This window comes from Actinomycetospora chlora (assembly GCF_039542135.1).
Classification (GTDB): Bacteria; Actinomycetota; Actinomycetes; order Mycobacteriales; family Pseudonocardiaceae; genus Actinomycetospora; species Actinomycetospora chlora.
In genome coordinates this window covers 1-17,680 of record NZ_BAABHO010000037.1, presented here as the reverse complement: position 1 = coordinate 17,680, position 17,680 = coordinate 1, and the positions used below count along the sequence as shown (strand labels likewise).

Genomic DNA, 17,680 nt, shown 5'->3' with positions numbered 1-17,680 from the left:
GTCTAGGGTCGGGGGATGCTGCGGCGCGCCGAGATCGAGCTGAAGACCACCGGCGAGGTGGACGCGATGCGCGAGGCGGGCCGCGTCGTCGCCCGCTGCCTCGACGCGGTGCGCGAGGCGGCCGCCCCCGGCACGTCGCTGAAGGAGCTCGACGACGTCGCGCACGACGTCATGCGCGCGGCCGGGGCGGTGCCGGCGTTCCTCGACTACCACCCGCACTTCGCACCGTCCCCGTTCCCGGGCGTCATCTGCGCGAGCGTCAACGACGCCGTCGTGCACGCCATCCCCGGGCCCTACCGGCTCGCCGAGGGCGACCTGCTGAGCGTCGACTGCGGCGCGTTCCTCGACGGCTGGTGCGGCGATGCCGCGTTCAGCGCCGTCGTCGGGGCGGAGCCGGACCCGGACGACCTCGCCCTCATCGCCACCACCGAGCGCGCGCTGCACGCGGGCATCGCCGCCGCGCGGCCGGGCGGGCGGCTGGGCGACATCGGGGCCGCCGTCAGCGGTGTGGCGCGCGAGCACGGCTACGGGATGCTCGCCGACCACGGCGGGCACGGCATCGGGCGCGCCATGCACGAGGCGCCGCACGTGCCCAACGAGGGCCGCGGCGGACGCGGGATGCGGCTGCGCGCCGGGCTGGTCATCGCGATCGAGCCGATGCTGCACGCGGGCGGTGGTGACGACTACGTCCACGACGCCGACGGCTGGACGCTGCGCACCGCCGACGGCAGCCGCGCGGCCCACGCCGAGCACACCGTCGCGATCACCGACGCCGGCCCGCGGGTGCTGACCCTTCTCTGAGGTGCCGCCGCCGGCGTCAGGCCTGGCTGGCGGCCCGGTCGTCGTCCTGGGGCGAGTCGCCCTGCGACGCGCCGTGCTTCGGGGCGTCGGCGCGCTCGCGGTGCGCCTGCTCCCACTCGGAGTCGTCGCGGGCGCCGTCCTCCCCGCCGTCCGACGACGGCTTGCGGCGCACGCCGCGGCGATCGAGGCGGTGGAGCTGGCCGTTGCCGTCGCGGCCCCAGTGGGTGCCGTGGGAGTCGGTGAAGCGCATCTCCGGCACCGCCGGCGCCGAGTACAGCTCGTCGCGGCTGACCTCGTCGGAGCCGAACGGTAACGAGTGGATCTCATCGCTGGCCGGCGGCAGCAGCGCCATCGAGACGCTGTGCTGCTCGTCGCTCGAGGGCAGGCTGAACAGGCAGCGGACCTGGAAGACCGGCGAGTCGCCCCCGTTGTGGACGCAGAGCACGTAGTCCTCGTCGCGGTCGTGCTTCGACCCGTCGTCGAGCCACGCGGTGACCCCCTGGGCCTGCTGCTCCTGGCGCACCTCGACCTGGTCCTTGCGGTTCAGCAGCATGATCCACACGTAGGCGGCGAAGCCGAGCAGCGAACCGGCGCTGCCGACCGCCGAGACCCACTGGGCGGCGAGCTGGGACGTGCTCATCGGTCGGCTCCGGGGTGGACGTACTGGCGGGTCACGTGCGCGGAGGTGCCCGAACCGGACTCCGTCTACGCTCCGGTCCGTGAGCGCCGAGTCCGTCTCCTCGCCCCCCGCGGGTCCCGCTGCTGCCGGCCCGGGCCGCGCCGCCGGCCCGCCGAGCCCGACCGCCCCGGCGAACGCGTCGCCCGGCGCCCTCGTGCGCTGGACGGTGGACGTCATCAACGCCCACGACGCCGAGGCGCTGCGGCAGGTCTACGGGCCGTCGGTCCGCGCGCGCTTCCCGATGCGCACGGTGCGCGGCGCGGACGACCTCGTCGCGTGGTGGGGCACCGTGTTCGCCGCCGTGCCCGACCTCGCGATGACCATCGAGGGCATGGCCGAGAACGGCGGCCGGGAGAGCGGCGAGGTCTTCCTGCGCTGGCGCCTCGCCGGCCACCACACGGGCGGGGAGTGGGAGGGCATCGCCCCCACCGGCGCGCGGGTGGACCTCGACGGCATGGACCACTTCGTGGTCGCCGACGGCCGGATCGCGAGCAACTTCGTGGTGTTCGACCAGATGCAGTTCGCCCGGCAGGTGGGGCTCCTGCCCGCCGACGGGTCGCGCCTGGACGTCGGGCTGAAGTCGGCGTTCAACGCGTTGGCCCGCCGGCGTCGGCGCTGACCGGGCGTCAGGCCTTCTCGGCGCCCTTGCCGTCCTTGCGGGTGCGGCCCTGGGTGCCGCCGCGACCCCGGAACTCGACACCGGCGTCGACCAGCAGGCGGCGGACCCGGCCGATGCTGTAGCCGGTCTCGGCGCAGATCTCCCGGATGCTGGCGCCCTTCTGGTACCGCTTGAGCAGCTCGTTCCCGAGCTTGCTGCGCTCCGTCCCCGTCACCCGCTGGTTGCGCGCCAGCTCCGGTGTCTTCGCCATGCGGGGCAGTATCACAGCGCGTGGCCGAACGCCGCCACCATCGTGGATTACCGCTGAGTCAAGCGGTCGGACGCGTACTGCGAACGAGATCAAGGTCCGTCCGTCGGCTCAGTGCCGTGACGGGGCGTGATAAAAACCGTCCGTCCCTGCACTACCTGTAGGCGGGATACACACGGCCGCGTGGAGCAACGTCTTCCGCCGACTCAGCGCCCCAGCTCGTCCATCCGGGCCTCGCGTAGCGGGCGAACATCTCGAGGTAGGGCCCGGGCGAGCAGGCCTCGATGAGGTCGTAGGCCTCCTCGGGCTTGCGGGAGTGCTCCCGCTTCCGCGTCTCGATCATGTTCACCTGGCGGCGCCCCGGGTCGAGCGTGCGGAGCGACCCGCGCACGCCGAACAGGATCAGCTCGGTGACGTTGCGGAAGTAGAACCCGACGCCGCGGCCGTCCGGCCCGCCGTCCTTGCGCCGCTTCGCCCACACGAGGTTGCTGACGTAGCGGAAGCCCCAGCCCTGCATGACGGCCAGGCCCTCGGGCAGCAGCGCGTTGGGCACCCACAGGTAGAGGTGCGCGTTGGCCGAGACGACGTCGGCCACCGGCAGCGCGGCGATCTCGGCGGCGCTCATGGTGTCGTAGCGGTCGAGGCGGCGGTGCTCCGGCGCGACCTTGCCGGTGCGGTTGGTGAACCGCCACGGCGGGTCGGCGTACACGCACGACCAGCCGCCGGCCGTCCGCGGGAGCGCCACCTGCTCCAGCGGCGCGGCGTCCACGCGCAGCGGCTCGGCGCGCCGGCCGCGACCGGGCGCACCGGTGCCGTCGTCCACGTCGGTGTCGGCGTCCGTGTCAGGCGCCAGGGTCATCGTCTCGGGCCTCCTCGCCGGGGTCGGGGCGGGCGGGACGGTAGCGCCGGGGTCCGACAGCCCCGGGTGGTCGACGGGATCGCTCACGCGAGCTCGTCGGTCAGCATGAGCGGTGCGGGCGCCGCGGGCCGGTCCGGCTCGCCGTCGGCGGGCACCCAGCAGCGACGCGAGATCGCGACCGCCAGCAGGGGGCACCCGCCCGCGTCGCCGCGGGTCATGCGCGACTCGAGCTTGCCGAGGTGGGTGGTCGTCGACGTCGAGAGCCGGCTGCGCACCTCGTCGTCGCTGCCCCCCGCCGCCCGGGTGAGCTCGCGAGCGAGCTCCCGCAGGTCGTCGTGGGTGCGCGTCAGCAGCACCGCGCCGTCGATGAGGCCCGCGTCGTAGAGCGCCCGGTAGGCGCCGACGTCGCGGTCGAGGTTGCCGTCCTTCGCGTTCCACTCGACGTCGAGCGCCACCCGGCCCTTGACGTTGTCGACCTTGTAGCCCTCGTTGACGACCTCGCTCTCGCGCACCGTCACGCCGTGCTCGCCGGCCGGGGCCCACGGCTGGACCTGCAGCCGCGACGTCACGACGGTGTCCACCCGGCCCTCGCGCCAGCCGCGCGCGCGGAAGGCGGCGTTGAGGCGCGCGGCCAGGCGCGACTCGTTGCCGCCGGCCTCCACGAGGTCGGCGGTGGTGAGCTCGAAACCGGCGAGCACCGCGCAGACCTCGGCGAACTCGGTCGGGCTCGTCGCGGCCAGCACGGCCGCGGCGTTGCGCGTCTCCCGCAGCTCGTACCGCTCGGCGACGCCCGGCGGGAGGACCCTCGACCACCCGTGCGTGAGCTCCATCGCCGGACAGTCTCGCACCACCGGCGCGCTGCTCCGACGCCACCTCTTGACCGCGCGTGCTAATTTCTGACCGTGCGGCCAGAAAATGAGCCAGAGGGCCAGGACCGCGAGCTGTCGTTCATCGAGAAGGCCCGGCGGACCCAGATCATCGGGGCGGCCGCGGCCGTGATCGCCGAGGACGGGATCGGCCAGGCCTCGCTCGCCCGCATCGCGAAGCGCGCGGGGGTGAGCAAGGGCGTGGTCTCGTACCACTTCGCCGGCAAGGACGAGCTGATGACGCAGGTCGTGCTCGCCGTCTACGAGGCCGGCGCGCACGCGATGGCGCCGGCGATCCAGGCCGCCACGACCCCGCGCGAGCACCTCGCCGCCTACCTGCGCAGCAACGTCGCCTACATCGCCGCCAACCCCGAGGCCCTCCGCGCGGTCATCGAGATCGTGTCCGGCTACAGCCCCGAGGGCGGCGGCCGTCTCTTCGAGCCCGGCGCCGACGAGCCGATCGCCGACCACCTCGTCGAGCTGTTCCGCCGCGGGCAGGAGGACGGCTCGTTCCGCGACTTCGACCCGCTCGTCATGGCCCACACGGTCCGCGGCGCGATCGACGTCATCGCCCCGCGGGCCGTTCGCCACCCAGAGATCGACCTCGCCGCCTACGCCGAGGAGCTCGTCGCCCTCTTCGACGCCGCCACCCGAGGGGAGTCCCCGTGACCGTCCTGGAGCCCTCCGCGCGCCCGGCACCCGTCGAGGCCGGACCACCCCCGTTCGCGCGCGGCCCGGTGCTCGCCGTGGTGGGCGTGCTCGCCGCCGTCCTGCTGGCCTGCGCGCCGTTCTACGGCCACTTCGGCGACGAGCTGTACTTCATCGTCGCCGGCCGCCACCCGATGTGGGGCTACGCCGACCAGCCGCCGGTGCTGCCGCTGCTCGCGGCCGGCCTCGACGCGCTCGCCCCCGGCTCGCTGGTCGTGCTGCGCCTGCCCGCGGTGCTCGCCACGGCGGCCGTGGCCCTGCTGGCCGGTCTCACGGCCCGCGAGCTCGGCGGCGCCCGCCGCGCGCAGACGACGGCCGCGGCCGCCGTCGCCGTGAGCTGGTTCCTGCTCGCCGGCGGCCGGCTGCTCGCGACGTCGACGCTCGACCCGTTCTTCTGGACGCTGCTCCTCTGGCTGGTCGTGCGGTGGATCCGCGGCAACGTCAGCGCCGGCTCCGCTGCGCTGCGCGGCGCGCGCGACGACCGCCTGCTGCTCCTCGCGGGTGAGGTGCTCGGCGTCGCGCTCAACACCAAGTTCCTCGTCCTCGGGCTGGTCGCCGGCCTGGCGGTCGGCGTGCTGGTGGCCGGTCCGCGCGCCCTGCTGGCCCGGCCGCTGCTCTGGGTCGGGCTCGCGATCGCCGCGCTCGCGACCGTGCCCACCCTGCTGTGGCAGGCCGCGCACGGGTGGCCGCAGCTCGCGATGGGTGGGGTCGTCACCGGTGAGGCGGAGCTCTTCGGCAACCGCTGGCAGTTCCTGCCGGTGGCCGTGCTCTTCGCCGGGGTGATCCCGGGCGTCGTGCTGGTGCTGGTCGGCCTCGCGGCGCTGCTGCGCCGGCCGGCGCTGCGGCCGTGGCGCGGGCTCGGGGTCGCCGTGCTCGTCACGACCGCGCTGTTCCTGGTCGCCGGCGGCCGGCCGTACTACGTCGCCGGCTGCTACGCCCTGCTGTTCGCGGCCGGCGCCGTCGCGCTGGAGCAGCGCCCGGCCCGCCGGTGGTGGCGCTGGACGACCGGCCCGGTGGCGATCGTGGTGTGCGGCCTGGTCACCGCCGCCCTCGTGCTGCCGGTCGGGCCGGCGTCCGCGAAGGCGCAGACCGACTTCACGACGATGGGCCAGGTCGGGTGGCCCGAGCTCGCCGCGGGCGTCGCCGCCCGCTACGACGCCCTCCCGCCCGACGTGCGCTCGCGCGCGGTCGTCGTGGCCACCAACTACTGGGACGCGTCCGCGCTGGCCTACGCCGGGCTCCCGACGTACAGCCCGCACCGCGGCTTCGCCGACCTCGGCGTCCCACCGGGTGACGCGCCGGCGCTGCTGGTCGGCGACCCGGGCCCGCGACGGGCCGCGTGCGCGACCTACACGCCGCTGCCGCCCTACGTCGCGGCGATGCCGACGCCCGTGCTGGGCACGGTCCCGCTCGGGCTCTGCACCCCCCGCGCGCCCTGGGCGACACTCTGGCCGGGGCTCCGGTCGATGGCCTGATCACGGCCTTGCCCTAGGGTCCCTCGAATGGGGCACGAGGGCACGCCGTGACCACCACGGCACCCCAGCCGGTCGTCGGGCTCGCTCCGTCCGCCCTCGCCGCCCCGGACGGCCCACGGGTCGCGTGGCGGCCGGTGCTCCTGCTCGCCGCGGCGGTCGCGCTGGTGCACGGCGTCGCGTCGGCCTGGTACGGGGCCTTCGGGGACGAGCTCTACTTCATCGCCGCCGGCCACCGGTTCGCCTGGGGCTACGCCGACCAGCCGCCGCTGGTGCCCTGGCTCGCCGCGGCCCTCGACGGCCTCGCCCCCGGCAACCTGGTCGTCCTGCGCCTGCCCGTCACCCTCGCCACCGCCGCCCACACCGTCCTCGCCGCGCTGCTCGCGGCCGAGATGGGCGGGCGGCGGCGCGCGCAGCTCCTGGCCGGCGCGGCGATCGCCATCTCCCCGTTCTTCCTGGCCACCGGCCACCTGCTCGCGACGTCCACGCTCGACCCGGTCCTGTGGTCGCTGCTGCTCTGGCTGGTGGTGCGATGGTTCCGGACCGCAGACGACCGCCTCCTGCTCGCCGCCGCGCCGGTGCTGGCGGTGGCACTCTTCGCCAAGTTCCTCGTCCCGGTGCTGGTCGCGGCGCTGGCCGTCGGGGTGCTCGTCGCCGGGCCGCGCCGGCTGCTGGGCCGGCCGGCGCTGTGGGTCGCGCTCGGGCTGGCCGCGGCGTCGACCGTCCCGACGCTGCTCTGGCAGGCCGCGCACGGCTGGCCGCAGCTGCACATGGGCGCCGTCGTGGCCGGCGAGGGCGGGCTGACCGGCAACCGCTGGTCGTTCCTCCCCTTCGCGGCGTGGGACGTCGGGCTCGTGCCCGGCCTCGTGCTCGCCGGCGTCGGGCTGTGGGCGCTGCTGCGCCGCGACGCCCTGCGGCCGTGGCGCGCCGTCGGGATCGCCGCGGTGGTGACGACGGTGGTCACGCTGGTTGCGGGTGGGCGCCCGTACTACGTCATGGGCCTGGCGGCGGTGCTCGTCGCCGCGGGCGCCGTGGCGCTGCAGGACCGCCCGCCAGCCCGCTGGTGGTCGTGGACGGTGTCGGTGCCGGCCGTGGTGGCGTCGGCGCTGGTCGTCGCGGTGATCGCCCTGCCGCTCGGGCCGGCGTCGTGGCGCGTCCAGCGCGGCGACTTCCTCACCGCGGGCCAGGTCGGCTGGCAGAGCCTCGTCGCCGACACGGGCGCGGCGTACCGGTCGCTGCCGCCCGACGTCCGCGCGCACACCACCGTCGTCGCCTTCTCGTACTGGTACGCCGCGGCGCTCGACCGGTACGGGCCGGCCGCCGGCCTGCCACCCGTCTACAGCGGCCACCGCGGCTTCGCGTTCTTCGGCCCGCCGCCGGACAGCGCGACGACCGCGCTCCTCGTCGGCGACGTCGAGGGCGCCCGTGCCGTCTGCGCGGTCATCGCGCCGCTGCCGCCGCACCGGGACCCCGCCGCCAACGCCGTCATCAACGGCGACGTGCCCCTCGCCCTGTGCACACTGCGGGAACCGTGGTCGGCGGCGTGGCCGGCGATCACGCACATGGAGTAGGCCCGATGATGGGTCGGTGCGTCCGCCCGCCCTGCTCGCCGTGCTGCTCCTGGCGCTGGTCGCCGGGTGCGCCGGGGCGTCGCACGGGCCGGGCAGAGCGGGCACACCGGGGTCGCCGATGATGGGCACCAACGGCGCGCCGGTGCCCGCGCTGGGCTGGCAGGCCTGCGGGGGTGCGTTCGAGTGCGCCGACGTCACGGTGCCGGTGGACTACCGGCAGCCGGGGGCCGACACGCTCGAGCTCGCCGCGGTGCGGCTGCCCGCCACCGACCCCGCGTCCCGGATCGGCACGCTGGTGGTCAACTACGGCGGCCCGGGATCCCCGGGCACGTCGAACCTGCGGCGCCTGTCGGGACGCTTCGACGCCCTGCGGGCCCGGTTCGACCTCGTCGCCGTCGACCCGCGCGGCGTCGGCGGCTCCGCGCCGGTGACGTGCGCGCCCTTCGGCGCCGACCGCGGGCCGCAGCCGGTCGGGCCCGCCCGCACCCCGGCGTTCTGGGCCTCGGCCGCCGAGCCCGGCCGGGCGTGCCTGGCGGGCACCGGCGAGCGCCTGCGCCACCTCTCCACGGCCAACGCCGCCCGCGACCTCGACCTCGTGCGCCAGGCCCTCGGCGAGGAGACGCTGAGCCTCTACGGCTACTCCTACGGCACCTACTCGGCCGCGACGTACGCCAACCTCTTCCCCGGCCGCACCCGCGCGATGGTGCTCGACGGCAGCCTCGACCTCGTCGCCAACGCCACCGGCGCGCCCGGCACGGAGCGCACGCCGGTCGATGTGCGGGCGGGGGTCAGCGCGGCGTGGGAGGAGGCGTTCGGGGTCGCGCTCGACCGGTGCGCCGCCACCCCGACCTGCCCGCTGGGTCCCGACGCCCGGGCCCGGGCCACCGACGTCGTGGCGGCCGCCGGGCCCTCCTCGGCCGACCTCGTCGCGCGGATCGACCGGGCCCTGCAGACCGAGGGCCGGCTGCCCGGGCTCATGCGCACCCTGGCCGCACGGGCGCCGGGGGCGCCGCCGTCGGGCGGGCGCGTGCCGCTGCCGGCCGAGCCCTGGGCGCCGCCGCACTCGCCGTCCTACCTGGCGATCCAGTGCACCGACAGCGTCACGCCCTCGGCCGCGGACATGGACGCGGCCGTGGTCAGCGAGCAGGCCACCCACCCGATCATCGGGGCGTCGACCGCACTGAACCACGCCATGTGCGTCGACTGGCCCGCGATCGACCCCGACCGCTACCTCGGGCCGTGGAACGCCCCGCTCCCCGCGCCCGCCCTGCTCGTGAACTCCCGCTGGGACCCGACGACCCCGCTCGCCGACGCCCGCGCCGCCGCGTCCCAGCTCGCCGCGGCGCACGTGCTGGTGGTCGACGCGATCGGCCACACCACCCTCGACGCCCCGAGCCGCTGCGCCACCGACGCGTACACCGCCTACCTGCTCGACCCGCAGGTCACGCCACCCGAGCAGTGCCCCGCCGGGCCGTGAGCGGCGCGAGCCACGCCCGTACGGCGTCGGCGTCGCCGCGCGTGCCGACGTAGCCGTCCGGGCGGATGGCGAGGACCTCGCCCGGCGCGAGCGCGTACGTCGTGGCCGCGGCCTCGCCGGCCACGACCACCGTCGCGCCCGGGACCTCGACCCCCGCGTCCGTCGTCAGCACCGTCCAGTCGGCCTCGCGCCGGCGCAGGAACACCGTGCTGTCGCCGACCGGGGCGTCGGGCGCCCGGTCGCCGGGCCGCGGACCCGGGCCGTCGTCGGACGAGCCCAGCGGGCCGTCGCGGTAGGAGAGGTCGAGCTGGGAGGTGGTGCGCACCTGCTCGGCGGTGCGCGCCCACATCGCCCCGCCCGACAGCTCGGTGGAGATGCCGAGCACGCCCGCGGCGATCGGCAGCCGCTCGGCGGTGTAGGTGTCCAGCAGGGCCTCGTCGACCCCGCGGAGGACGGCGGCGAGCTTCCAGCCGAGGTTCACCGCGTCGCCGATGCCGGTGTTCATGCCCTGCGCCCCGGCCGGGGAGTGGACGTGCGCGGCGTCCCCGGCGAGGAACACGGGGCCGACGCGGTAGTCCGCCACCATCCGCACGTTGAGCCGCCACACCGAGCGCCACGCGACCGAGCGCAGCCGCACCCGCGGGCCCCGCGCGCCGACGATCTCGGCGAGGACCGCCTCGTCGGGCTCGCGGTCGTCGAGCGGGCCGGCCTGCAGCTGCCACGTCGGCGACGCGGGCAGGGGGCACAGCGCCACCCACGAGTACGCGCCGGGCGCCGGCGATCCCCACTGGTGCCAGTGCTCCCGGTCGAGCCCCTCGAGCTCGACGTCCGCCACCACCATCCGCATCTCCTCGCGCGTCTCGCCGAGGAACGGGATCCCGAGCCGGCGGCGCACGGTGCTGCCGCCCCCGTCGGCGCCGACGAGGTAGCGGGCGCGGATCGGGCCGACCGCGGTGGTGACCGTGACGCCGTGGTCGTCCGCGGTCAGGTCGTCGACGCGGACGCCCTGCTCGGGGACCACCCCGCACTCGGCGAGCCGCTCGCGCAGCACCTGCTCGGTGCGCCACTGCGGCAGCAGCAGGCTGGTCGGCCAGGGCGTGTCCGGGGTCGGCTCGCGGCCGCGGCCCGGCTCGTCGTGCACCCCGTCCGGGCCGTAGCGGCGCACGGGCAGATGGGTGCGTCCGAGCGCGACCAGCCGGTCGGTGACGCCACCGACGGCGTCGAGCAGCTCCATCGACCGCGGCTGCAGCCCCTTGCCCCGCGACCCGGTGAACGGGGCCGGCGCCGCGTCCAGGAGCCGCACGCCGATGCCGCGGCGGGCCAGCTCGAGGGCCGCCGTCAGCCCTGTCGGTCCCGCCCCCGCCACGATCACCTCGGTGTCCACGACTCCGACGCTACGCTTTTCTGAGACTCAGTCTCAAGTGGTACTCGATGTCGTTCGGGTGTCCGTGTCACGATGGCGCGCGTGACCCTGCGCGAGCGCAAGAAGGCCCGCACCCGCGCCGAGCTGCAGCGCCACGCCCTGCGCCTGTTCCGCGACCGGGGCTTCGCGGCGACGACGGTGGACGACATCGCGGCCGCCGCCGAGGTCTCGCGCAGCACGTTCTTCCGCTACTTCCCGACCAAGGAGGACGTCGTCCTGCTCGACGACGTCGACCCGCTCTACGAGGCGGCCTTCCGGGCGATCCCGGCCGGCACCCCGCTGCTGGAGGCCCTGCGCCGCAGCATGCGCGCGGCGTTCGCGTCGCTCGACGAGGAGAAGCGGGTGCTCGAAGAGGTCCGGATGGACCTCGCGCGGACGATCCCGGAGATCGGGGCGGTGCTGCGCGAGCGCAACGCCTTCGGGGTCGACCACGTCGCGACGCTCGTCGCGCAGGCCGTCGGGCGCCCGGCCGACGACGAGGACGTCGTCGTGTTCGCCGGGGTGGTCAGCGGGGCGCGCCTGGCGGCGCAGGTGCTCGTCCAGCGCGAGCCGGGCCGGCCCTACATCGAGACCTTCGTGCACGTCCTCGGCCGCCTCGCCGACGGCGTGCCCCTGGCGGGGGCGCCGATCGTGACCGGATAGTGGGCCGGGCCACAGTCGACCCCGGAGGCCCGAACGATGACGCAGCTGCGGACCTACATCCTCGACGACGCGGCGACGGTCGAGTACCAGCGCCTGGATCTCATGTCGAAGATCCTCGATCCGTGGACCCGTGGGTACGCGCGGGCGCTCGGCGTCCGCGAGGGGTGGCACTGCCTCGAGCTGGGCGGCGGGAACGGCAGCGTCACCGAGTGGCTCTGCGACGTCGTCGGCCCGTCGGGCAGCGTCACGTCGATCGACATCAACACCGCGCTGCTCGACCTCGTGCCGGCGCAGAACCTCACGGTGCGGCAGGCCGACCTGCGCACGAGCACGCTGCCCACCGCGGCGTTCGACCTCGTGTCCTGCCGCGCGCTGCTGCACCAGGTCGCCGAGCACGCCCCCGCGGTGCTCGAGCAGATGGCCGCCGCGGTGCGCCCCGGCGGGTGGCTGCTGGTCCAGGAGCCCGACTTCCACCTCGCGCCCACCACGGAGCCCGAGGTCTGGGCCGCCACGTGGCGCGGGATCCTCGACTGGGGCCGCGACAACGGCGTCGACTGGTACATCGGCCGCCGGCTGCCGGGGATGGTCGACGCCCTCGGGCTCGGGCGGGCGGAGGCCAAGACCGACGTCCAGGACATCCGCGGCGGCGACCGCGGCGCCCGCTACTTCCAGCTGTTCTTCGCCGAGGTGCGCGACCGGGTGCTCGCCGCGGGCCACCTCGACGCGGCGACCCTCGACGCCGCCGCGGCCCTGCTCGACGACCCGGACACCTGGACCCAGTGCTGGATGATGACGGCGGTCTGGGTCCGCAAGCGTCCCTAGCCCGGATCACTGGTCGGGGTCCCGCAGCACGACCTCGGGCAGGTAACCGTGCTGGTAGAGCCGCTTCTCGCGGACCATCGGCGAGAACAGCGCGGCCATGAACAGCGTCGAGACCAGCACGAACAGCGGCAGCGCCACCCGCAGCCACACCGGCCCCGGCAGCAGCGCGAGCAGCGCGGCCGGCGTCGCCTGCACCGCGGAGCGGGCCAGGTGGCGCAGGAACCACGTGCGCGTCGTGAGGTCGTGGAGCACCCACGGCGCGTAGACCGTCGGCAGCCGGGCGCCGAACGCGTACGCGATCCAACGCCCGACGCCAGGCCGGATCATGGTGATGCTGGAGCCGCCGTCGCCCGCTCCCCGGTCCGCAGCCCCAGCGCCGTCGCCGCCAGGTGGGCGAGGTGCACCGGCTCGTGGCCCGTGTCGTCGAGCTGGCGGATCTGGGTGCGGCACGAGAAGCCGTCGGCGAGCACCGCGGTGTCCGCGTCGGCCTCGCGGATGGCGGGCAGCAGCCCCCGCTCGGCGCACGCCGTCGAGACCTCGTAGTGCCCGTCCTCGAAGCCGAAGTTGCCGGCCAGCCCGCAGCAGCCCTCGTCGAGGACCTTCACCTCGACGCCGAGCGCGTCCAGCACCGAGCGGTCGGCGTCGAAGCCCATCGCCGCGTACTGGTGGCAGTGGATCTGCGCGACGGCCTTCGGGGGAGCCGTCACGACGCCGGCCCGCAGCTCGTCGACGTGCGCAGCGAGCACCTCGGCGAGCGTGCGCGTCGACGCCTTGAGGCGCACGGCGTCCTCGTCGCCCTCGCCGAGCAGCTCGACGACGTCCTGGCGCAGGGCCGCGGTGCACGAGGGCTCGAGGCCCACGACTGGCACGCCGTCGTCGAGCCAGGGCTTGACGACGTCGAGGCTGCGGCGCACGACGGCGCGGGCCGTGCCGAGCTGGCCGGTGGTGTGCCAGGTCAGCCCGCAGCACACCCCGCGGTCGGGCAGCTCGACGCGGTAGCCGAGGTGCTCGAGGACCGCGATGGCGTCGAGGGCGAGGTCGGGGTCGAACGCCGAGGTGAAGGTGTCCGGCCACAGCAGCACGCGCGGCTGCGTGCTGTCGGCGTGCGCGCGCCGCGACCCGACGAGGCGGCGCAGCGGCTTCTCGGCCAGCGGCGGGATGTCGCGCTGGGGGGCGATGCCGCCCAGACGCTTGGCGATCGACGCCAGCGCGGGCCGGCGCGCGAGGGCGTTGGCCAGCCGCGGGAGCCCGGGCACGGCGTCGGCGAGGCGCAGCCAGCGGGGCAGGTAGCCCATCGACCAGTGGCTGCGGGGGCGCTGCCGCGCCCGGCCGGCGTAGTGCTGGGAGAGGAACTCCGCCTTGTAGGTGGCCATGTCCACCCCGACCGGGCAGTCGCGCTGGCAGGCCTTGCAGCTCAGGCACAGGTCGAGGGCCTCGCGCACCTCCTCCGAGCGCCAGCCGTCGGGCACGAGCTGCCCGGAGGCCATCTCGAAGAGCATCCGCGCGCGGCCGCGGGTGGAGTGCATCTCCTCGCCGGTGACGCGGTAGCTCGGGCACATGTAGCCGCCCGAGTCGGTGATGCACTTGGCGACGCCGATGCAGCGCCGGCTCGCGCGGGTGAAGCTGCCGCGGTCGTCGGTGTACGCGAGCTCGGTGCGCGGCCCGATGGTGGGCACGCCGACGAAGACCTTGAGGTCGTCGTCCATCTTCGCGGGCTCGACGACCCGCTGGGGGTTCATGCGGCCCTCGGGGTCCCACGCCGCCTTGAACTCGCCGAACGCCGTCAGCAGCTGCGGCGTGTACGTGCGGGCCAGCAGCTCGGCGCGGGCCTGGCCGTCGCCGTGCTCGCCGGAGACCGAACCGCCGTGCCCGGCGACGAGGTCGGCGGCGTCGAGCAGGAACGCGCGGAAGTTGGCCAGGCCGGGGCGGGTGAGCAGGTCGAAGTCGATCCGGACGTGCAGGCAGCCGTCGCCGAAGTGGCCGTAGTAGGCGCCCTGCCGCCCGTGGCGGCGCAGCAGCTCGTCGAACTCCCGCAGGTAGGCGCCCATCCGCGCCGGCGGCACCGCGGCGTCCTCCCACCCGGGCCACGCCTCGCCGCCGTCGGGGGAGCGGGTGACGATGCCCGACCCGTCCTCGCGGACCTTCCACAGCGCGCGCATCTGCGTCGGCTCGGAGACGACCTTGACGCTGGCCCCGTACTTCGCCATCTCCTTGCCGATGGCCGTGGCCTTCGCCTCGGCCTCCGCGCGGTCGGCGCCGCCGGTCTCGACGTAGAGCCAGCCCTTGCCCTCGGGCAGCTGCTCGTGGGTCCGGTCGTCGGGACGGCTCGCGCGCAGCGCGCCGATGACGCCGACGTCCACGCCCTCGATCGTCAGCGGGGCGTGCTCGCGGATGGGCATGACGTGGTCGGCGGCGACGTAGGCGTCGGGGAAGCCGAGCACGCACAGCGCCCGCACGGGCGGGGCCTCGACCAGCTCGACGGTGGCCTCGAGGATCGTCGCGCACGTGCCCTCGGTGCCGACCAGCGCGCGGGCGAGGTCGACGCCCGAGTCGTCGAGGAGCTGGTCGAGGTTGTAGCCGCTGACCCGGCGGGTGAGCCCGTCGACGACGAGCTCGTCGCGGATGGTGCGCTCGTGGCGGTCGCGCAGCGCCTGCAGCTGCCGGTAGACCTCGCCCTCGCGTCCCGGCCGCCGGGTCGCGGCCGCGAGGTCGGGCGTGCGGCCGACCGTCATGCGGGTGCCGTCGGCGAGCAGGACGTCGAGCTCGCGGACGTTGTCGACGGTCTTGCCCCACGCCACCGAGTGCGACCCGCAGGCGTTGTTGGCGATCATCCCGCCGAGCGTGCAGCGGTTGTGGGTCGACGGGTCCGGGCCGAACGTCAGGCCGTACGGGCGGGCGGCCTCGCGCAGGTCATCGAGCACGACGCCGGGCTGCACCCGGGCGGTGCGGGCGTCGGGGTCGATCTCGAGGACGCGGGTGAGGTGGCGCGAGAAGTCGAGGACGAGGGCCTCGTTGACGGCCATGCCGCCGATGCTCGTGCTGGCGCCCCGGGGCAGGACGGGCACGCCGTGCCGGCGGGCGACGTCGACGGCCGCCTCGACGTCGTCGAGGTCCACCGGCTGCACGACGCCGAGCGGCACGTGCCGATAGTTCGACGCGTCGGCCGACCACATGGCGCGGCTCGCGGTGTCGAACCGCACCCGCCCGCGGACCGTCGTGCGCAGGTCCTCGGCCAGCAGGGACTCGTGGGACGGACGGCGCATCGTGGTCATCGCCGAACAGTCTGCGCCGCCGCCCCGGCCCCCGCTGGCCGAGGGGCGCCTAGCGGATCGCCCGCCGGCGGGACCACGCGACACCGCCCGCCCCGGCCGCCGTCAGGGCCACGGCGCCCGCGGCGACGGCGATCACGGGCGAGGGCCCGCCGGACCCGTCGCCGGCCTCGACACCGCCCTGCGGGTAGCCAGCGTCCCGCACGTCGGCGGTCGTGGGCGCGCCCTCCTCGACGCCGCCGGCGACGACCCGGACCGTCGCGACGTCCGCCCCGCCCGAGCCGCAGCGCACCGCGGTGCCGTCGCTGTAGACGACCCAGCGCGCGCCCTCGTAGCGGTAGACGGTGGTCGGGTGGACGCTGGTCTGCCGGGTCTGGACCACGACCGGGGTGACGGGCGCGGGGACGGGCGCGGTGGGCCCGGTCTCCTCCTCGTCGGTCGGGGCCGTCGGGCCGGTCGGGCTCGTCGGGCTCGTCGGACCCGTCGGACCCGTGGGGCCGGTCGGGCTCGTCGGCTCCGGGTCGCAGTCGACGCCCCGGGCGGCGGCGACGGCCTCGTCGAGCGCGACGTCGGCGGCGTTCTGCGCGGTGTCGAGCCTCGTCGACTGCTGCTCGGCGCGCTGGGCCGCCAGCCGTGCCGCCTCGATCTGCGCGGCCGTCGCGTCCTCGTCGGCCTGCAGGCGCGCGTACTCCGCCTCGAGGCGGCGCATCTCGCTCTTCTGCCGCTGGTAGCGGGACACGGCGGTGTCCAGGGCCTCCTGGCGCTCGTCGACCGCGACGCAGCGGGGGTCGCGCGCCGTGGGCGTGTCGGCGCCGGCCACGCCGGCGCCGAGGACCGCGCCGAGCGGGCCCATCGCGGCGGCGACGAGGACGCCGCCCAGCAGCACGCGGACGCGGCGGGAGAGGAGGCTTCGGTGCGACATCGGTCGTGCTCCTTCGGGTCGTCCGCCGCCGTGCGGCGGCGGTGTCGGGGGTAGGAGCAGCGACCCCCGGGGACTCGCACACTTTTCCGGCGGGATTTCTCGACCGCCCCGTCACGGACCGGCCTCGGGGGCGCCACGAAACGATCGCGGCCCGGGGGACGATGCGTGGATCACAGCCCGCACCGCTGATCGGCGGGACGACGAGGGAGAGCCGGCCGTGGAGCGACACCGTGATGACCCCCGGACCGGCCCGGGCGTGACGTGACGCTGCAGGACGACACCGCCGCCCTGCCGCTCGTGGGCCGGCGCGTGCCCGCACCGCGGGTCGCGACGGAGCCCGTGACCCTCGGCGACGCGGCCCTCGCCCTCGCCGCGCCCACGAACCCCGCGGCGTTCGCCGCCATCTACCGCCGGTACGGCGACGCCCTCTACGCGTTCTGCCTGGAGATGCTGCGCGATCCCGAGGCGGCGGCCGACTGCGTCCAGGACACCTTCTGCACCGCCGCGACCCGCCTGACCCAGCTGCGCGAGCACGACAAGCTGCGCCCGTGGCTCTACGCGATCGCCCGCCACGAGGCCCTGGCGAGGCTGCGCCGGCGACGCCGCGAACCGGCGAGCGACGCGGTCCCGGACACCCCGGCCGCCGGCGACGGCCCCGACACCCTGGCGCAGAAGGGTGAGCTCGCTCGCCTGGTGGCGTCCGCCGTCGGCGGCCTCTCCGACCGCGACCGCGTGGTGCTCGAGCTGCACTACCGGCACGAGCTGGACGGCCCGGCGCTCGCCGAGGCCCTCGGGGTCAGCCCGACCAACGCCAACACGCTGGTGTCGCGGCTGCGCACCACGCTGGAGCGCTCCCTGGGTGCGGTGCTCGTCGCCCGGCACCAGGCGGGCCGCTGCGCGGAGCTCGCCGACGTCCTCGACGGCTGGGACGGCGTCATGTCGGTGCTCCTGCGCAAGCGCATCAACCGGCACGTCGAGCGCTGCGCGTCTTGCGCGGAGGCCCGCGCGAGGCTGGTCTCGCCCCAGGCCCTCCTGCGCTCGGCGCCGGTGCTCGTGCCCGCGCCGGCGTGGCTCGGCGAGAGCGTGGCCCGCGACGCCTCGCCGCTGCTCGGCACGACCGCGGGCCACGGCTGGTGGCCGGCGAGCGGGACGCCGGCCTACCTCGCGGTGGTCGCGCCGCTGGTGGTGGCGGCGACGGCGTCGCTGGTCGTGATCTCGCCGCTGGGGCCGGCGGGCTCGCCGGCCGCCGGCGGCGCGCCCGGCGCCGACGCGGGGCGCGGTGCGGTCGCGACGGGCACCATCG

At 75.9% G+C, this 17,680-nt stretch carries 17 protein-coding genes; 9 read left to right on the top strand and 8 right to left on the bottom strand.

Annotated elements, in window-relative coordinates; genetic code table 11:
- Nucleotides 1–15 precede the first annotated feature (15 nt).
- On the top strand, nt 16–801 hold the full coding sequence (gene map, locus ABD994_RS21045) for a type I methionyl aminopeptidase (RefSeq protein ID WP_345419601.1): 786 nt from the start codon (nt 16–18) through the stop codon (nt 799–801).
- 16 nt (nt 802–817) lie between these two features.
- Here the strand turns inward: map and ABD994_RS21040 are convergent, their stop codons facing one another.
- Nucleotides 818–1,441 (bottom strand): hypothetical protein, encoded by a 624-nt coding sequence (locus ABD994_RS21040; RefSeq protein ID WP_345419598.1) that lies wholly within the window; start codon nt 1,439–1,441, stop codon nt 818–820.
- 79 nt (nt 1,442–1,520) lie between these two features.
- Here ABD994_RS21040 and ABD994_RS21035 point away from each other — a divergent pair, with 79 nt between their 5' ends.
- Nucleotides 1,521–2,099, top strand: coding sequence for an ester cyclase (locus tag ABD994_RS21035; RefSeq protein ID WP_345419595.1), 579 nt, complete (start codon nt 1,521–1,523; stop codon nt 2,097–2,099).
- A 7-nt stretch (nt 2,100–2,106) separates the two neighbouring features.
- Here ABD994_RS21035 and ABD994_RS21030 read toward each other — a convergent pair whose 3' ends face one another.
- The 3 genes from ABD994_RS21030 to ABD994_RS21020 all read right to left on the bottom strand — a co-directional run bounded on the left by ABD994_RS21030 (nt 2,107) and on the right by ABD994_RS21020 (nt 4,035).
- On the bottom strand, nt 2,107–2,349 hold the full coding sequence (locus tag ABD994_RS21030; RefSeq protein ID WP_345419592.1) for a helix-turn-helix domain-containing protein: 243 nt from the start codon (nt 2,347–2,349) through the stop codon (nt 2,107–2,109).
- 151 nt (nt 2,350–2,500) lie between these two features.
- Nucleotides 2,501–3,292, bottom strand: coding sequence for an MT-A70 family methyltransferase (locus tag ABD994_RS21025; protein WP_345419589.1), 792 nt, complete (start codon nt 3,290–3,292; stop codon nt 2,501–2,503).
- Nucleotides 3,289–4,035 (bottom strand): BglII/BstYI family type II restriction endonuclease, encoded by a 747-nt coding sequence (locus ABD994_RS21020; protein ID WP_345419586.1) that lies wholly within the window; start codon nt 4,033–4,035, stop codon nt 3,289–3,291. The genes ABD994_RS21025 and ABD994_RS21020 overlap by 4 nt, the downstream gene beginning before the upstream one ends.
- Nucleotides 4,036–4,107: 72 nt before the next feature.
- Between ABD994_RS21020 and ABD994_RS21015 the strand changes: the two genes are divergently transcribed.
- Genes ABD994_RS21015 through ABD994_RS21000 form a run of 4 tightly spaced genes read left to right on the top strand, consistent with a single transcriptional unit; the run spans nt 4,108 to nt 9,299 of the window.
- Nucleotides 4,108–4,740, top strand: a complete 633-nt coding sequence (locus tag ABD994_RS21015) for a TetR/AcrR family transcriptional regulator (protein ID WP_345419583.1) — start codon at nt 4,108–4,110, stop codon at nt 4,738–4,740.
- Nucleotides 4,737–6,254 (top strand): glycosyltransferase family 39 protein, encoded by a 1,518-nt coding sequence (locus tag ABD994_RS21010; RefSeq protein ID WP_345419579.1) that lies wholly within the window; start codon nt 4,737–4,739, stop codon nt 6,252–6,254. The genes ABD994_RS21015 and ABD994_RS21010 overlap by 4 nt, the downstream gene beginning before the upstream one ends.
- Before the next feature lie 47 nt (nt 6,255–6,301).
- Nucleotides 6,302–7,822 carry a glycosyltransferase family 39 protein gene (locus ABD994_RS21005; protein ID WP_345419576.1) on the top strand — a complete coding sequence of 507 codons (1,521 nt, stop codon included), beginning with the start codon at nt 6,302–6,304 and terminating at the stop codon, nt 7,820–7,822.
- A gap of 16 nt (nt 7,823–7,838) precedes the next feature.
- Nucleotides 7,839–9,299, top strand: coding sequence for an alpha/beta fold hydrolase (locus ABD994_RS21000; RefSeq protein ID WP_345419572.1), 1,461 nt, complete (start codon nt 7,839–7,841; stop codon nt 9,297–9,299).
- Here ABD994_RS21000 and ABD994_RS20995 read toward each other — a convergent pair.
- Complete coding sequence (locus tag ABD994_RS20995) at nt 9,265–10,683, bottom strand: FAD-dependent monooxygenase (protein WP_345419569.1); 1,419 nt, start codon at nt 10,681–10,683, stop codon at nt 9,265–9,267. The two genes, ABD994_RS21000 and ABD994_RS20995, sit on opposite strands and share 35 nt — an antisense overlap.
- An 81-nt stretch (nt 10,684–10,764) precedes the next feature.
- On the opposite strand from ABD994_RS20995, the gene ABD994_RS20990 reads away from it, so the two are divergent.
- Both ABD994_RS20990 and ABD994_RS20985 read left to right on the top strand, forming a co-directional pair.
- Complete coding sequence (locus tag ABD994_RS20990; RefSeq protein WP_345419565.1) at nt 10,765–11,364, top strand: TetR family transcriptional regulator; 600 nt, start codon at nt 10,765–10,767, stop codon at nt 11,362–11,364.
- 36 nt (nt 11,365–11,400) lie between these two features.
- Nucleotides 11,401–12,186: a class I SAM-dependent methyltransferase gene (locus ABD994_RS20985; RefSeq protein WP_345419562.1), complete on the top strand. Its 786-nt coding sequence runs from the start codon at nt 11,401–11,403 to the stop codon at nt 12,184–12,186.
- Between the two features lie 6 nt (nt 12,187–12,192).
- Here the strand turns inward: ABD994_RS20985 and ABD994_RS20980 are convergent, their stop codons facing one another.
- From ABD994_RS20980 to ABD994_RS20970, 3 genes are read right to left on the bottom strand one after another with little or no spacing between them, the layout of a single operon-like run.
- Nucleotides 12,193–12,513 (bottom strand): DUF5313 family protein, encoded by a 321-nt coding sequence (locus ABD994_RS20980; RefSeq protein ID WP_345419559.1) that lies wholly within the window; start codon nt 12,511–12,513, stop codon nt 12,193–12,195.
- The gene (locus tag ABD994_RS20975; RefSeq protein WP_345419556.1) at nt 12,510–15,458 is read right to left on the bottom strand and encodes an FAD-binding and (Fe-S)-binding domain-containing protein; all 2,949 of its coding nucleotides are present in this window, start codon (nt 15,456–15,458) and stop codon (nt 12,510–12,512) included. The genes ABD994_RS20980 and ABD994_RS20975 overlap by 4 nt, the downstream gene beginning before the upstream one ends.
- A gap of 49 nt (nt 15,459–15,507) precedes the next feature.
- Complete coding sequence (locus ABD994_RS20970) at nt 15,508–16,377, bottom strand: hypothetical protein (RefSeq protein WP_345419553.1); 870 nt, start codon at nt 16,375–16,377, stop codon at nt 15,508–15,510.
- 261 nt (nt 16,378–16,638) lie between these two features.
- Here ABD994_RS20970 and ABD994_RS20965 point away from each other — a divergent pair.
- Nucleotides 16,639–17,680 (top strand): RNA polymerase sigma factor (locus ABD994_RS20965; RefSeq protein WP_345419550.1); only part of this gene is annotated, 1,042 nt, incomplete at its 3' end.

Excerpts from the sequence above, each read along its gene's own strand:
- ABD994_RS20980 (WP_345419559.1), bottom strand. The coding sequence starts at position 12,513 with ATGATCCGGCCTGGCGTCGGGCGTTGGATCGCGTACGCGTTCGGCGCC.
- map (WP_345419601.1), top strand. The coding sequence starts at position 16 with ATGCTGCGGCGCGCCGAGATCGAGCTGAAGACCACCGGCGAGGTGGAC.
- ABD994_RS20985 (WP_345419562.1), top strand. The coding sequence starts at position 11,401 with ATGACGCAGCTGCGGACCTACATCCTCGACGACGCGGCGACGGTCGAG.
- ABD994_RS21030 (WP_345419592.1), bottom strand. The coding sequence starts at position 2,349 with ATGGCGAAGACACCGGAGCTGGCGCGCAACCAGCGGGTGACGGGGACG.
- ABD994_RS20975 (WP_345419556.1), bottom strand. The coding sequence starts at position 15,458 with ATGACCACGATGCGCCGTCCGTCCCACGAGTCCCTGCTGGCCGAGGAC.
- ABD994_RS21040 (WP_345419598.1), bottom strand. The coding sequence starts at position 1,441 with ATGAGCACGTCCCAGCTCGCCGCCCAGTGGGTCTCGGCGGTCGGCAGC.
- ABD994_RS20970 (WP_345419553.1), bottom strand. The coding sequence starts at position 16,377 with ATGTCGCACCGAAGCCTCCTCTCCCGCCGCGTCCGCGTGCTGCTGGGC.
- ABD994_RS21020 (WP_345419586.1), bottom strand. The coding sequence starts at position 4,035 with ATGGAGCTCACGCACGGGTGGTCGAGGGTCCTCCCGCCGGGCGTCGCC.